The organism is Bradyrhizobium sp. CCBAU 51745 (assembly GCF_028128715.1).
Lineage (GTDB): Bacteria > Pseudomonadota > Alphaproteobacteria > Rhizobiales > Xanthobacteraceae > Bradyrhizobium > Bradyrhizobium manausense.
The window spans coordinates 186,504-202,694 of the sequence record NZ_LBJP01000008.1; the positions used below are offsets into that span (position 1 = coordinate 186,504).

10 protein-coding genes are annotated in these 16,191 nt (G+C 64.2%); 7 read left to right on the forward strand and 3 right to left on the reverse strand.

Annotated elements, in window-relative coordinates; genetic code table 11:
- The first annotated feature begins 659 nt into the window (after positions 1–659).
- From XH98_RS11655 to XH98_RS11680, 6 genes are all read left to right on the forward strand, one after another.
- On the forward strand, positions 660–1,958 hold the full coding sequence (locus XH98_RS11655; protein WP_271618669.1) for an N-acetylmuramoyl-L-alanine amidase: 1,299 nt from the start codon (positions 660–662) through the stop codon (positions 1,956–1,958).
- A 232-nt stretch (positions 1,959–2,190) separates the two neighbouring features.
- Positions 2,191–4,698 (forward strand): penicillin-binding protein 1A, encoded by a 2,508-nt coding sequence (locus XH98_RS11660; protein ID WP_271602879.1) that lies wholly within the window; start codon positions 2,191–2,193, stop codon positions 4,696–4,698.
- A 113-nt stretch (positions 4,699–4,811) separates the two neighbouring features.
- Positions 4,812–5,943 (forward strand): peptide chain release factor 2 gene (prfB, locus tag XH98_RS11665; protein ID WP_157083446.1). Its coding sequence is split into 2 segments (ribosomal slippage): positions 4,812–4,880 and positions 4,882–5,943, totalling 1,131 coding nucleotides; the frame shifts between segments, so codons are not numbered across the junction.
- Between the two features lie 2 nt (positions 5,944–5,945).
- On the forward strand, positions 5,946–6,827 hold the full coding sequence (locus XH98_RS11670) for an NAD(P)-dependent oxidoreductase (protein ID WP_271618670.1): 882 nt from the start codon (positions 5,946–5,948) through the stop codon (positions 6,825–6,827).
- Positions 6,828–6,944: 117 nt separating this feature from the next.
- Complete coding sequence (locus tag XH98_RS11675; protein ID WP_271618671.1) at positions 6,945–7,856, forward strand: DMT family transporter; 912 nt, start codon at positions 6,945–6,947, stop codon at positions 7,854–7,856.
- Positions 7,857–7,965: 109 nt separating this feature from the next.
- A complete protein-coding gene (locus XH98_RS11680; protein ID WP_271618672.1) occupies positions 7,966–9,201 on the forward strand; it encodes an ABC transporter substrate-binding protein in 1,236 nt (411 codons plus the stop codon).
- Between the two features lie 37 nt (positions 9,202–9,238).
- On the opposite strand, the gene XH98_RS11685 is transcribed toward XH98_RS11680, so the two are convergent.
- The gene (locus XH98_RS11685; protein WP_271618673.1) at positions 9,239–10,600 is read right to left on the reverse strand and encodes a M23 family metallopeptidase; all 1,362 of its coding nucleotides are present in this window, start codon (positions 10,598–10,600) and stop codon (positions 9,239–9,241) included.
- A gap of 112 nt (positions 10,601–10,712) precedes the next feature.
- The gene (locus XH98_RS11690; RefSeq protein WP_271603317.1) at positions 10,713–11,414 is read right to left on the reverse strand and encodes a redoxin domain-containing protein; all 702 of its coding nucleotides are present in this window, start codon (positions 11,412–11,414) and stop codon (positions 10,713–10,715) included.
- A gap of 204 nt (positions 11,415–11,618) precedes the next feature.
- On the opposite strand from XH98_RS11690, the gene XH98_RS11695 reads away from it, so the two are divergent.
- Positions 11,619–15,434, forward strand: coding sequence for a YhdP family protein (locus XH98_RS11695; RefSeq protein ID WP_271618787.1), 3,816 nt, complete (start codon positions 11,619–11,621; stop codon positions 15,432–15,434).
- 282 nt (positions 15,435–15,716) lie between these two features.
- Here the strand turns inward: XH98_RS11695 and XH98_RS11700 are convergent, their stop codons facing one another.
- A complete protein-coding gene (locus tag XH98_RS11700) occupies positions 15,717–16,163 on the reverse strand; it encodes a DoxX family protein (RefSeq protein ID WP_220003344.1) in 447 nt (148 codons plus the stop codon).
- Positions 16,164–16,191 lie beyond the last annotated feature (28 nt).

The following is a 16,191-nucleotide window of genomic DNA, read 5'->3' on the forward strand; positions in this document are numbered from 1 at the left end:
GAAGAGCGCTGCCGGGTGACGCGACGGTCCACCTGATTCGGGGGTGAGGGGAAGGCCGAAACGCCGTCTCTCGCGCCTTGCCGAATCGGAAGCTTCAGAACCGAAGCGGCGCGCGGGATTTTCACTCCGCCGCGTCGCGAAAGGTCCTTCAGAATTCGTCGGCACAGTCTGGCGCATCAAGCGTCGGCCCGTATGAAACGTTGGACGGCGGGGCCGCCCCTAATCAGTTGCTGCTGGCCAGGCATGGCGCGTGCGCGCTCGCCCTGGATCAAGAACCGCCCCCTCTGGATTAAGGGAGTGGGTAACTGGCCGCGTCGCTGTCAAAACTGTTCCGGAAACAGTGTGGTAACCGGAAACCGTCCGCCGCCGGGGCTTGCCCCGTTCGCCTCGCTGCCGCGCACCGCGCTGGTCGTTGAGGGAACAGAAAAACGCTGGAATTCCCGAACCTTGGGAGCTCCGGCGCTGCACCGGGAGGCTGAATGCGACACAACCGGAAATCATTGGCCGTCAGCATTCCGTACATACGAGGAATGGGCCATCCGTGCAAGGGAGCGTCGCACGCCGGTCACAGTCCGGGAGTTTTGCGTTTCCGTCATTAAGGACCGATTAACCCTGTGGTTCTATTGCGTTAAAGAGGGCTGCTCGGAGGCACGGATTCGGTGGCGAGCCGCACAAATCAACGGGTTTTGCTGGGATTTGCGCTTCTATGCGCCTCAGCCTTGCCATGCGCCGATTCCTCGCGCCTCAACGCGGCGGAAAGCCCCTCGCGGCCCTCTGTAGCGGCAGCAAATTTTCCTGTCGCCTCAGCTGCGCGCCTGGCCGGTGACGGCAAGCAGACTCGCTTCATTCTCGATCTCGACCAGACCGTGACCTTCCGCGCCACGACGCTCGCCGACCCCTACCGGGTGGTGGTCGATGTTCCCCAGGTCAATTTTCAGCTGGCACCGGGCACAGGGGCCGGGCGAGGGCTGGTCAAGGCCTTCCGGTACGGGCTGGTGATGCCCGGCGGCTCCCGAATCGTGTTCGACCTGACCGGGCCGGCCAAGATCGCCAATTCCTACGTGCTCGATGCGGCCAATGGCCAGCCAGCCCGGCTGGTGCTGGAACTCGAGGAGGTCGACCGCGCCGCCTTCGTGCAGTCTCCCCCGCCGGAAAATCGCTCCGAGCTGCGGCCGACGATCGCCGTCGTTCCCCCGGCAACCCTTCCCGCCGCGCCCGAACCGGCGCAGCAGAAGCCGGGTGCACCTTCGGACGGCCGCCCGGTCGTCGTGATCGATCCCGGCCACGGCGGCATCGACAACGGCACCCAGTCGAGCGGTGAGAGCGAGAAGAATCTGGTGCTGGCCTTTGGCCTCGCCTTGCGCGACCGGCTGGAAAAATCAGGCAAATACCGGGTGGTGATGACGCGAGACGACGACACCTTCATTCCGCTGAATGACCGGTCCAAGGTCGCCCGCAATCTGAATGCCGCGCTGTTCGTCTCGATCCACGCCGATGCGCTGCCGAAGGCCGAGGGCGATGCCCAGGGCGCCACCATTTACACGCTGTCGGACAAGGCCTCCGACGCCGAAGCGCAGCGCCTGGCCGATGCCGAAAACCGCGCCGACGCGATCGCCGGCTTCAACCTGGCGGAAGAGCCGACCGACGTTGCCGATATCCTGATCGACCTGACGCAGCGGGAAACCCGCACCTTTTCAAGCCGTTTTGCCCATCTGCTGATGAGCGAAATGAAGACGACCATGCGAATGCACAAGCATCCCCTCAAGTCGGCCGGCTTTCGGGTGCTGAAAGCGCCCGACGTGCCCTCGGTGCTGGTCGAGATCGGCTATGTCTCCAACAAGGGCGATCTCGAGCATCTCGTCTCCGAGGGGTGGCGGTCCAAGGCCGTCGGCTCGATGGCCCAGGCGATCGACACGTTCCTGGCCAAACGGATGGCGACGGCGGGGGCCAGCAATTGAGAAGAGAATGCCGAGTCAGCTGTTAAGCCCTAGTTTGGCCACAGCGGGCGCCTTATAAAAACGAGGCAGGGGGTTCCGGAATCGACGAGAATCCCGTTCGGCGAGCGTCTTTCGGTCCGGCATCGATGGTATTGGGTAGGCCGGTGAATTCGCGACGTGAGGACGGCGCCCGTTTGGGGCGCCTTGTTTAGGCGGCTTGGGCTGATCCTGGGATTAAACGGATAAACACATAATGCGCTTGCTTGTGCGGTTCATGGGCTTCCTGTTCGCCGCGGGAACGGTGGTGTTCCTTGTCGGTGTCGGCGCCGTGGCAGGCCTGATCTGGCATTTCTCCAAGGACTTGCCCGATTACTCTCAGCTCCAGGATTATGAGCCGCCGGTGATGACCCGCGTGCACGCGGTCGACGGCTCGCTGCTCGGCGAATACGCCAAGGAGCGGCGATTGTACCTGCCGATCCAGGCGGTGCCGAAGCTCGTGATCAACGCGTTCCTCGCCGCCGAAGACAAGAATTTCTACGAGCATGGCGGCATCGACTACACCGGCATGGCGCGCGCCGGCGTGCTCTATCTCCAGAACTTCGGCTCCAACCGCCGTCCGCAGGGTGCCTCCACGATCACCCAGCAGGTCGCCAAGAATTTCCTGCTGACCAACGAGGTCTCGTTCTCGCGCAAGATCAAGGAAGCCTTGCTCGCGATGCGCATCGAGAAGACCTATTCGAAGGACAAGATCCTCGAGCTCTATCTGAATGAAATCTATCTCGGCCTCGGCGCCTACGGCATTGCCGCCGCCTCGCTGGTGTATTTCGACAAGTCGGTGAATGAGCTCACCGTGGCTGAGGCCTCCTACCTCGCGGCGCTGCCGAAGATGCCGGCGACGCTGCATCCGGTGCGCAACCGCGATCGCGCCATCGAGCGCCGCAACTACGTGATCGACCGTCTCCAGGAGAACGGCTGGATCAAGCAGGCTGACGCCGACAAGGCGCGCAAGGAGCCCTTGGTCGTCACCAGCCGTTCCAACGGTGCCCACACCTTCGCCGGCGAATATTTCGCCGAGGAAGTCCGCCGCGACATCTTCGAGCGCTATGGCGAGAAGAAGCTGTACGAGGGCGGCCTCTCGGTTCGAACCACGCTCGATCCGAAGATCCAGGTCATGGCGCGCAAGACCATGGTCGCCGGCCTCGTGAACTATGACGAGCAGCAGGGCTATCGCGGCGCCATCAGCAAGCTCGATATTTCGGGCGATTGGGGCGTGAAGCTCGCCGAGATCAAGTCGCTCTCCGACATCTCGCCATGGCGCATGGCGGTGGTGCTGGAAACCAGCGACCAGTCGGCGCGCATCGGCTTCCAGCCGAACCGCGAGCTTGGCGGCGCCGTCAGCAAGCAGCGCGAGACTGGACTCATTACGGTCGACGGCGTGCGCTGGGCGAGGCCGACCCAGGGCAACTTCAAGGGCAAGACGCCGACGTCAGTAGCGCAGGTGCTTCAGCCTGGCGATGTGATCTATGCCGATCCGCTCTACAGCAAGGAAGGACAACCGGTCGAAGGCCAGTATCGCCTGCGACAGATTCCCGAAGTCTCGGGCGCGATGGTGGTGATGGACCCCTGGACCGGCCGCGTGCTCGCGATGGTCGGCGGCTTCTCGTTCGACCAGAGCCAGTTCAACCGCGCCACCCAGGCCTACCGGCAGCCCGGCTCGTCGTTCAAGCCGATCGTCTATTCGGCCGCGCTCGACAACGGCTATACACCGTCGACGGTCGTGCTCGATGCGCCGATCGAAATCGACCAGGGCCAGGGCGCAGGTGTCTGGCGGCCTGAAAACTTCGATGCCGGCAAGTATATGGGGCCAATGACCTTGCGCAATGCGCTGCGGCTGTCGCGCAACACGGTGACGGTGCGGCTTGCCCAGGACATCGGCATGCCCTTGATTGGCGAATATGCCCGACGCTTCGGCGTCTATGACGAGTTGCCCAATTACCTGTCCTACTCACTGGGCGCCGGTGAAACCACGGCGATGCGCATGGTCACGGCCTATTCGATGCTCGCCAATGGCGGCCGTCGTGTGAAGCCGACGTTGATCGACCGCATCCAGGACCGCTACGGCCACACCATCTTCAAGCACGACCAGCGCGAATGCCGCGGCTGCGATGCGCCCAGCGGCTGGAAGAATCAGCCCGAGCCGCAGCTGATCGACCGTCGCGAGCAGGTGCTCGATGCCATGACCGCCTATCAGATCACCGAGCTGATGGAAGGCGTGGTGCAGGCCGGTACCGCGACAGTCGTCCGGGAGGTCGGCAAGCCGATCGCCGGCAAGACCGGAACCACCAACGAGGCCAAGGACGCTTGGTTCGTCGGCTTCTCGCCCGATGTCGCTGTCGCTATCTACATGGGCTACGACAAGCCGCGTCCGCTCGGCCGAGGCAATGCGGCGACCGGCGGCCATCTCTCGGCGCCGATCGCGCGCGATTTCTTCAAGCTCGCGCTCGCCGACAAGCCGGCGGTGCCGTTCAAGGTGCCGGCGGGCATCAAGCTGGTCCGCGTCGTTGCCAAGACCGGCATGCGCGCCGGTCCCGGCGAGACCGGTGGAACCATCCTGGAGGCCTTCAAGCCGGGCACGGCGCCGCCGGATAATTACTCCGTTATCGGCGTTGCCGACGCCGACGGGCGTGGTGGCGTGTCGCCGCCGCAGCAGGCGCCGGACTCCGGCTTCTTCATGCGGCCCGGCACCGGCGGGCTCTACTAGGCCAGCGGATAAGACGGACGATCGCAGCTCCGGCGGTTGCGCTTTGCAGCCGCCGCCGCTACATCCCGGTCTCAATTGTGCGCGGAACCAGTTCCGCGAAACCAGAGAACGACATGCGCCCCGAAATCGAGCGGTTGGTAGAAGAGATCAAGCAGTCAGTCGGGCTGCTGAGGAGGCATCTTTGACGTCGAGAAATCGACGGCGCGCCTCGCTGAGCTGAACAAGCTCGCAGAAGATCCCAACCTCTGGAACGATCCCCAGAAAGCCCAGAAATTGATGCAGGAGCGGACCTCGCTGGAGGACTCGCTCTCGGGCATCGGCAAGGTCGAGCAGGAGCTCGAAGACGATATCGGCATGATCGAGCTCGGCGAGGCCGAGGGCGATGACGGCGTCGTGGCCGAAGCCGAAGCTGCGCTGAAGAACCTGAAGAAGGAAGTCGCGCGGCGCGAGCTTGAAGCGTTGCTCTCGGGCGAGGCCGACCGCTTCGATTCCTATCTCGAAGTCCATGCCGGGGCCGGTGGCACCGAGAGCCAGGACTGGGCGCAGATGCTGCTGCGCATGTATACGCGCTGGGCCGAGAATCACGGCTTCAAGGTCGAGTATCTCGAAGAGTCCGAAGGCGAAGAGGCCGGCATCAAGTCCGCGACCATCCAGGTCTCCGGCCACAATGCCTATGGCTGGTTGAAGACGGAAGCCGGCGTGCATCGCCTCGTGCGTATCTCGCCGTTCGATTCCAACGCGCGGCGCCACACCTCGTTTTCGAGTGTGCAGGTCTTCCCCGTCATCGATGACAGCATCAAGATCGACATCAAGGAATCCGACGTCCGCACGGACACGATGCGGTCGGGCGGCGCCGGCGGCCAGCACGTCAACAAGACCGAATCCGCGGTGCGCCTGACGCATATCCCGACCGGCGTCGCGGTGGTCTGCCAGGCCGGCCGCTCCCAGCACAAGAACCGGGCGCAGGCCTGGGACATGCTGCGCGCGCGCCTCTACGAGATCGAGCTGAAGAAGCGCGAGGAGAAGGCCGCGGCCGACCAGGCCGCCAAGACCGACATCGGCTGGGGCCATCAGATCCGCTCCTATGTGCTGCAGCCCTACCAGATGGTGAAGGATCTGCGCACCGGCGTGCAGACCTCCGACACGTCGGGCGTGCTCAATGGCGAGCTCGACGAGTTCATGGCCGCGACGCTGGCGCAGCGCGCCTTCGGCACCACTGCAGGCGATGTCGAGGACGTGGATTAGCGATGACCCGCGTGGCCTTCATCGGGCTTGGGCGGATGGGCCATGGCATGGCCGGCCGCTATCTCGACGCCGGCTTCACGGTCACGCTGTGGAACCGCAGCAAGGCCAAAGCGGAAGACCTGATCGCGCGCGGCGCAAAGTGGGCGACCTCGCCTGAGGATGCCGCGATCGACGCCGATGCCGTGGTGACCATGGTCGCCGACGACGAAGCCTCGCGCGTGGTCTGGCTCGGCCCCAATGGCGCCGCCAAGGCCGCGAAGGCGGGCACCATCGCCATCGAGTGCTCCACCGTTTCCTATGACCACGCGCGCGAGATGGGCCGTGAGCTCGATGCGCGTGGCCTGATCTATATCGATTGTCCCGTGACGGGATTGCCGGATGCGGCAGCGGCCGGAAAGCTGACGCTGCTGGTTGGCGCCGACCCGGCCGACCTCGAGCGCGCGCGGCCTTTCCTCGAACCGATCGGCTCGACCGTCAGGCATTTCGGTGCGGTCGGCTCCGGCACGGTCTACAAGCTGATCAACAATCTGATGGGCGCGATCCAGATCGCCGGCCTTGCCGAGGGCCTCGCCATCGCCGAGCAGGCCGGGCTCGATATGACGCTGGTGCTGGAGTCGATCCAGGCGGGCGTTGCCGCGAGCCCGCAGGTTCAGCGCCACTCCAAGCGCATGGTCGCCCGCGATTTCAGCGGCGCGACGTTCACGACCGCGCTGCGGCACAAGGATGCCGCCTATGCCGTGAAGCTGGCCGAGAGCTTGCTCGCGGGCAAGCCACTGGTCTCGCGGGCTGCGGTCGATGCTTACGCGCAGGCGAAGGCCGCAATGCCCGACGACGACGAAGGCAGGATGATCGAGCTGGTATCGCGGCCGAAGCAGCCGTCTTAACGCTGGCGCAGACCAGTTGCGTTTGCCGCTGATGACTTGGAATTGCAGACTTCAACGGAAATCGGGTGGCAGGATGTTGTCCTAGGCGAGCAAGCTCGCCCCGCCGAGGTGAAACCTATGTCTCCGAACGACCACCGGATCGACGCGCGGGACTGGTCGCTGCTTGCCGTCCTCTCGATCCTCTGGGGTGGCTCGTTCTTCTTCAACGGCGCCGCGCTGCGAGAATTGCCGCCCCTGACGCTGGTGTTCCTGCGTGTCGTCCTCGGCGCGGCCATGCTGCTGCCGCTTCTGCGCATGCAGGGGATCGGCTTTCCCAAGGGCGTCGCCGGCTGGACAACGTTTGTCGCGATCGGGTTGCTCAACAACGTCATCCCGTTCTCGTTGATCGCGATCGGGCAGACCCTCGTTCCGAGCGGGCTGGCGTCGATCCTGAATGCGACCACGCCGCTGTTCACGGTGCTGGTGATGGCCGCTGCGGGCGAAGAAACCTTGCAGGCGCGGCGGGTGGCTGGCGTGGCGCTGGGCATCGCCGGCGTGATCATCCTGCGGGGATCGGGAATCGAGACGCGAAGCGGGCAAGGGATCGGCATCCTGCTCTGTCTTGGGGGCGCGCTGAGCTATGGCTTTGCGGCGCTTGCCGCGCGCAGGCTGCTGAAGGACTCAGCCCCGCTCGGCACGGCGGCATTTCAACTGATGGCGTCAACGGTGATGATGGCGATCGTCGCAGGTGTCGTGGAGCAGCCCTGGCGGCAACCGATGCCGGGCCTTGCGACTTGGCTAGCGGTGCTCGGCCTCGCCGCGCTCTCGACCGCGCTTGCCTACATCGTCTTCTTTCAGATCATACGACGCTCAGGCGCAACAAACGTCATGCTGGTGACGCTGCTCATCCCCGTCACCGCCATCCTGCTGGGATGGCTCGTGCTGGGTGAGCCGATGTCCATGCACGAGATAGGCGGCGCAATCATCATCGGCAGCGCCTTGATCGTGATCGACGGACGGGCTCTGCGAGTGTTGCAGCGCGTCGGGTAAGTTCCCGATCCGATCGTTTCACTTCGCGGAAAATCCTGCCGCTTGCCAGCAGCCGGCCACCTTGCGACACTCTCGCAAAACAAGAACGATAAAATCCAGGGAGAGACCAATGCCGGGTCGTCGCGAACACCTCGCTGCCCTCGCCATGCTCGTTGCCGGCGTACTCGTCGCGACGCCGGCTTTGGCGCAGAAGACATACGGTCCCGGCGCCAGCGACACCGAAATCAAGATCGGCAACATCATGCCCTACAGCGGGCCGGCGTCGTCCTATGGCGTGATCGGCAGGACCGAGGCGGCGTTCTTCCGGATGATCAACGATCAGGGCGGCATCAACGGGCGCAAGATCAACTTCATCAGCTATGACGATGCCTATTCGCCGCCGAAGGCGATCGAGCAGGCGCGCAAGCTGGTCGAGAGCGACGAGGTGCTGCTGATCTTCCAGGCGCTCGGCACGCCCTCGAACTCTGCGATCATGAAGTACATGAACGCCAAGAAAGTGCCGCAGCTCTTCGTTGCCTCCGGCGGCACCAAGTTTGGCGACCCGAAGAATTTTCCGTGGACGATGGGATTCCAGCCCAACTACCAGAGCGAGGGGCGGATCTACGCAAAATACATCCTCGACAATTTCCCTGATGGCAAGATTGCGGTGTTCTGGCAGAACGACGACGCCGGCAAGGATCAGTTCAAGGGCTTGAAAGATGGCCTTGGCGACAAGGCTGGCATGATCATCGCCGACAAATCCTATGAGGTCAGCGATCCCTCGATCGACTCGCAGATTGTCGCGCTGCACGATTCCGGCGCCGACATCTTCTTCTCATGGGCCGCGCCGAAGGGCTCGGCGCAGGCGATCCGTAAAGTCGGTGAGCTCGGCTGGAAGCCCAAATTCTTCCTGGCCAACACCGCAACGTCGATCGCCTCGGTGCTCAAGCCCGCCGGGCTCGAATATGCCAAGGACATCATCTCGACGGCCTATCTGAAAGATCCGACCGATCCGACCTGGGACAAGGATCCGGCGGTGATCGCGTGGCGGGGGTTCATGGACAAGTATTATCCTGATGGCGACAAGACCAACGCCAACAACCTCTATGGCTACGTGCAGGCCGAGGCGATGGCGCAGGTCCTGAGGCAGTGCGGCGACAATCTCACGCGCGACAACGTCATGAAGCAAGCGGCCAGCCTGAAGAACTTTCACACCGACCTGATGCTGCCGGGCATCATGGTCAACACCTCACCCGATGACTATTTCCCGATCGAGCAGATGCAGCTGATGCGCTTCAACGGACAGGCCTGGGAGCTGTTCGGCGACGTCATCACCGGCGAGGTCGGCCACGAGCACAGCCAGTAATCAGAGGTGGGCGGCGCGAAGGGCCGACGTGCGGGGCCTAGCCGGCGCTGAGCCGCACACCGGCACGCAAAAACTTCTGCGGATCGACGGCTTCGCCGTCGATGCGGGTCTCGTAGTGCAGATGCGGACCGGTTGAACGACCGGTGGAGCCGACGAGGCCGATGACCTGGCCGATCCTCACGATCTCGCCGACCTTGACGTTGATCTCGGAGAGGTGGCCGTAACGGGTCGACAGACCGTTGCCGTGATCGACCTCGACCATGCGGCCGTAACCACCGGACCAGCCGGCCGAGACCACCTTGCCGTTGGCGGTGACGCGCGCGGGATCGCCGGTCGCGGCGCGGAAGTCGAGACCGGTGTGCATCGCCGGCCGGCCGAGGAAGGGGTCGCTGCGCACGCCGAAGCCGGACGTGAATTCGACCTCGCCGACAACAGGCTTGCGATAGGGCACCTGCGCCAGCGTACGATTGAGCCGGTCCAATTCGGCGCGGGTGACGTTGATGCGATAGAGCTGCTTCTCGAAGGGGCCCGCGTTCGCCGTGAGCTTCACCGGCACGAACGGGCCACCCATCGGCGCGCGCGGCACCGCGGCCTCGATGCTGGCGAGGTTCAGGCCGAGGTCGCTGACAACGCCGCGCATCCGCCGCATCCGCGAATCCATGCCTTCCTCGACGGCGTTGAGCGCCGCGACCTGGCGGCGCTCGACCTGATCGAGCGCGTTCGTGAGCCGGACCAGGACATTGTCAAAACCCTGGTTCTTGGCGAATTGATTGACCGGCGGGGCGATCACGGCAGGTGCGCGCGATTCGAGCCGCGCCTCTCGGTCAGGCGGCGCCACGAAGATCACGGTGTCGCTGATCGGCGACGGTTTGGGCGTGCCCTGGGTCGTCTGGTTCGCCTCGCCACGCTGCGGCGCCGCGCGCGGGATCGATCCGGTCACGTCGGGCATGGCGCCGAGCGCCGTGGCCCGGGACTCCAGCGCCGTCTGGCGCTTCATGATCTGGTCGAGCTTCTGGTCGAACTGTTCCTGGTCGAGCAGTTGCCGGCTGGTGGCGCGATCGACCTTGGCGCGCAGCTCGGCGATGCGGTCTTCATAGGCGTACTGCATCTCGGCCTGGCGGGCGATCAGCCGTGTCAGCACGTCGTCGCGAAAAGCGAAATAGGTGGCGGTTGCCGCCGACCAGAGCCCGAGCAGAACGACGGTGCCGACCACGATCCAAAACACCACGGGCCCGAGGCGAACCTGCTTGCCGTGATGTTGGATGGTGTAGGCGTCGTCGGTATCGGAGAGGGGAATCGCTGCAGCTACTGCCGGAGCAGGGCGGCGGTGAAAGGACCGTCCGTGGTCGTGCGGATGATGCTGGGGGTACTGCGAATATTGGGCAGAACTTTTCGACATCGGCACTCCCGCGCCGGTCGGAACGGTTCCTTGCGGCCTCAAATTGCCGAGCAATCTGGGCCGGTCATGGTTAATTTTCCGGAAACGGGAACGCTCGATTTTAACGGGCTGGTTAAAGACTTCTTGCCGCAGCCAGCACCTCGTCGGCATGGCCGTCGACCCGCACATTGCGCCAGATCCTGGCCACCTTGCCGTCGCTCCCGATCAGCACCGTGGTGCGAAGAATCCCGAGGAAGGTCTTGCCATACATGGACTTTTCGCCCCAGGCGCCATAGGCCTGCAGCATCTCATGGTGTTCGTCCGAGATCAGCGGGATACCGAGACCGTGCTTGTCGCGGAATTTCTCCTGGGCCTTTAGCGGATCGGCCGAAATGCCCAGCACCGCGGTGCCGGCGGCCGCGAAGTCACCCTTGAGCCGTGTGAAGTCGATCGCCTCGCGGGTGCAGCCCGGCGTGTCGGCGCGGGGGTAGAAGAACAGGACAAGCTTCTGGTCGGCGTAATCCGACAGTGTGACGACGTTGCCACCGTCGCGAGGGAGGCGGAACGCCGGGGCCTTCTGGCCCTCGGCCAAAGCGGATTTGGCGCCGGGCGCCGTAGCCGCGGGCTTGGAGGCCTTTTCAGAAGATTTTAACCGTTTCGATGCGGCCTTATGCGATGCTGATTTTGCGCCCGTCCTGGTTGATGTGCCGGCCGATACCGGCTGTGTCTTTGCGCTGCGCGTTTGAGTCGTTGCCCGCGTTTTCACGGGCTTCTTTTTAGCGGTCAAACTGCCGGAGGGCGTTTTGGACGATTTCTTTCGGGATTTCTTGGACATACGCCTTCCTTTCGTCGCTTTCGGCGGGTCAACCAAAGCGGTATTGCAGCTCTCGTCCGGTGTGCCGGATTCGCGCCCTCGGCTGGGCAATTTTGGCGGCGCCGGAGTATGGTTACAAGGAATTCCACGCACCACCCCACTGCTCGTTGAACGCGCTCCCGGGGCGAAATGACGAACAGCAGGAACATCAGAGGTATGGCGGCAATGCCGGGGCGGGGAGCGTCTATACCCGTCGATGGCTGCGGTCCCGGCGGCGCTCAATCCTACGACGGGCGCCTGTATCGAGAGGCAATGGCAAGGAATACGTCGCCCCAGGATCACACCCAGGATCACAATCGGGACTTCGATCGACACGCCGGCCATCACGAGCAGCCGGATTGGGACGAGGCCGACTGGGATCAGGACCAGGAGGAGGAGGCGGGCCACCGCGCACGCCGCCTGTTGTCGGGTTCCAACTCGCGCTTCCAGATCGGTAACGGCGCCTCGGCGTTTCGCCGGATACTGCCGAGCGGACGCTGGCTTCGCCGGATGTCCGTCGTCCTCGGCTCCTTGATCGTCATCTTCGTCGGCTGCTTTGGCGCGCTGTGGTGGCGGCTTGGCGCCGGCCCCATCAATCTCGACGTGGCAACGCCATGGCTCGCCGCCGCAATCGAGGACAATATCGGCCACGGCAACACCGTGGAGGTCGGCGGCACCCAGATCGAACGGACCGGGCGCGTCGGGATCGCCGTGCGCATCCGCGACATCATCGTTCGTGATCATGACCATGCCATCGTCGCCAGCGCGCCGAAGGCCGAAGTGAGGCTGTCGGGAACAGCTCTTCTCACCGGTCGCCTGCGCGCCGAAAGCCTCAACCTGGTCGATGCAGAACTCGCGATCCGGATCGCGCCCGACGGCACCGTCACGGTCTCCGCCGGCGACACCGCCAAGCCGCTCGCGACCGGCGTCGCGTCCAAGAAGGAAGCGGGGCTGCCGCCGACCTTCCCCCGCAACGGCGTGCCGCCGCCGCCTTTCGGGATGGCGCCTGCAACGCCGGACGCATCCCAGGCCGCGCCCCAACCCGCCGCGCAAAGCGGCATTCTTCAGGGGCTCGACTGGCTCGACAGCCTGAGCATGACCGGCCTCGACGGCCAGAACCTCAACGAGATCGGTCTCAAGAACGGCAATCTGATCGTCGACGACCAGCAGCGCGGCGGCAAATGGACGTTTGAGAACATCACGCTCAGCCTGCGCCGGCCGAGCCAGGGCGGTGTGGCGCTCAGCCTCGGCGAAGAGGGCGCGCATCCGTGGTCGCTGCGCGCCACGATCGGACCCAGCGAGAATGGGGTGCGTTCGGTCGATATCCGCGCCGACAAGGTCTCGACCTCGAACATCCTGCTCGCGCTGCGCGTCAAGGACCTGACCTATACGGCCGACCTGCCGCTGACCGGCGAGCTGAAAGGCGAGCTCGGCCGCGACGGCGTGCCGACATTCTTCCGCGGCAAGGTCAGCATCGGCGCGGGCAACATCATCGACACCGACACGCCCGATTATCCGATGGCGATCGACCAGGCCGAGATCAACATCGAATGGGATGCCAATCGACGGGTGCTGGTCGCGCCGTTCAAGATCCTTTCGGGCGCGAACCGTCTGACGCTGCTGGCCCATCTTGAGCCGCCCAACGGCACCGTGAACGATTGGCAGCTCGGCTTCAGCGGTGGTTCGATCCTGCTCGGCGGCATCGACAACGAGCCGCCGCTCGTCTTCAACCGCATCGCGATCGGCTTCCGCTTCGATACCGACCACAAGCGCATGCTGCTGACGCAGGCCGATATCAGCAACGGCGAGATCGGCGTCGCCGGCACCGGTGCGATCGACTATTCCGGCGAACCGCGCCTGACGCTCGGCTTTGCGGGAACGCCGATGTCGGCCTCCGCCTTGAAGCGGATGTGGCCGACGCTGGTGGTGCCTGAATTGCGCCAATGGGTGATCGAGCGGATCGAGCGCGGCACGCTCCAGCGCATCGAGGTCGGCGTCAACTCGCCGACACGTAACCTGCCGCGCAAGGGACCGCCGATTCCCGACGACGGCCTCTCGGTCAACATCGTGGCCAGCGGCGTCGCGGTCCGGCCCGTCGACGGCATGCCCGTCGTGCACGACGCCGACCTCAGGGCGCATGTGACCGGACGCACGGCCACGGTGAATATCGGCCAGGGCATTGCCGACACGCCCGCGGGCCGCAAGATCACGATCTCCGATTTCACCTTCGAGGTGCCTGACATGGCGCCAAAGCCGTCGCCCTCGCGGACGCGCTTCCGCGTCGAAGGTCCGGTGCCGGCGGCGGCCGAAATGCTGTCCAATGACCGGCTGAGCGATCTGTCGTCGACCGTCGTCGACCCCAACACCAGCAAGGGCACGTTCACGGCGAATATCCAGCTCGGCCTGCCGGTCAAGGGCGAGCTGACCAAGGCGGACACCACCTACGCCGTCACCGCCGATCTCAACGGCTTCAGCGCCGAAAAGCTGGTGATGAACCAGAAGCTCGAGGCCAACAATCTCAGGATCGTCGCCAATAACGGGGGGTACCAGGTCAAGGGCGACGTCAAGATCAACGGGCAGGCGGCCGCGCTCGATTATCGCAAGGCGACCGATGGCGATGCCGACGTCAAGCTGCAGACGACGCTGGACGATGCCAGCCGCGCACGCCTCGGCTTCGACCTCAGTCCTGCCGTCAGCGGCTCGGTGCCGGTCAAGGTGTCGGGCAAGATTGCCGGCAGTCCCGACGCAACGACCAAGCTCGGCATCGAGGCCGACCTCACCTCGGTCAAGCTCGACAACATCCTCCCAGGCTGGGTCAAGCTGCCGGGTAAGGCGAGCAAGGCCACGTTCAAGGTGGTGCCGACGGCGCAATCGACGCGGCTCGAGGACATCGTCATCGAGGGCGGCGGCGCCTCGATCAAGGGCTCGCTCGAAGTCGACCCCAACGGCGACCTCATGAATGCGAACTTCCCGGTCTACTCGCCATCCGACGGCGACAAGACGTCGCTCAAGGTGGAGCGCGGTCAGGACGGCGTGGTCAGGGGCACCATGCGCGGCGATGTGTTCGACGGCCGCGGCTTCCTGAAGTCGGCGATCTCGGGTACTTCCAAGGACGACGGCAAGAGCAAGCTGAAGAACATCGACTACGACATCGATGTGAAGCTTGGCACGGTCGCCGGGTTCAACGGCGAGACGATGCGCAGCGTCGATGCCAAGATGTCGAAGCGCGCCGGGGCGATCAAGGCATTCACGCTGAGCGGCAGGATCGGCCAAAACACCCCGGTGGCAGCGGATCTGCGCGGCGGGCGCGCGCAAGGCAGCCGCGAGGTGATCTATCTGCAGACCAATGATGCGGGATCGCTACTGAAGTTCACTGACACCTACACCAAGGCGGTCGGCGGCCAGATGGTGGTAGCGATGGAGCCGCCGACATCGGAGCCCAATACCTCGCGCGAGGGCCTTATCAACGTGCGCGACTTCACGGTGAAGGGCGAGGCGCAGCTCGAGCGGGTTGCGGCTGGTTCGCCCAACGGGACCGGGAACGGCGTTTCCTTCAGTGCATTGCGCGCCGAGTTCACGCGGCAGAACGGCGCGCTCACGGTTCGTGACGGCGTGGTCAAGGGGCCGATGATCGGCGCCACGATCGAAGGCTCGATCGACTATCCCGGCAACCAGGTTTGCATGAGCGGTACCTTTGTGCCGATGTACGGGTTGAACAACATGTTCGGACAGATTCCGGTACTCGGGTTGTTCCTGGGTGGTGGCAACAACGAGGGACTGATCGGCGTGACCTACGAGGTCATCGGCACCCCGGCTGCGCCCGTGATGCGCGTCAACCCGATCTCGGCAATATTTCCCGGCGTGACTCGGAAGATCATGGAGTTCAATACCGGTAAGCAGAACTCGCCGTTCGACGATCAGCTGCCGGCGGCGCAGGCGGGCGACAGCCCGACGGGATCATCGCGGCCACTGTCGAGCGGTTGCAGCCTCGCGCGGCGTTAGCGCATGATCCGGAAAAGTGCGAAGCGGTTTTCCGAAAAAGATCATGCTCAAAAATGACCTAAAGCGCGATGACGATTCATCCTAATCTCATCGCGCTTTAGCGCGAAACCTGACTGCCGCAGCCCTGGCGCGATCAGCAATGAGCCGCTTCGTTCACCGCATCATCATGTTCGCGCTGCTCGTGGCAGTGCTGGTCCTGATCTGGAACGTGCTGGGCACGCGATAAAAAAGCGGCGCCGCGATTGTCGTGGGCGCCGCCTCTTTTCGTTGATCGAGGACGCCTTAGCGTCGCGCGAAGGCGCCGCCGGTCGCCTCGCTCTCTTTGCCCACCAGTGCATCGACGCTGACCACGCCGCCACCGGCGGCCGCGAGGTAGAGGCAAGCGAAGCAGAACAGAATCGCCGCGGTACCGCCGTTGAGCAGCGGCAGGAACACCGGCGGGCCTTCCTTCGAGATGTGGAAGACGTGACCGAGGAAATAGGCGAAGGCCATTTCACCGGAGAGGATGAAGGCCGAGAGGCGGGTGAACAGTCCGATCATCAGGGCTGCGCCAAGCACGAGCTCAATCAGGCCGGCCGTCCAGATCAGCGGCGGCGGATTGGCGAACATGGCCACCTGCGGGATGTGGAAGAGCTTGGTCATGCCGTACTGGAACAACAGCAGTCCGGTGATGAAGCGAAACAGGCTCAAGAGAACCGGTTGATAGCGAGAGAGATAAGGAAAGTTCATTGGTTTGTGCCCTCCATCCAATGCTGCG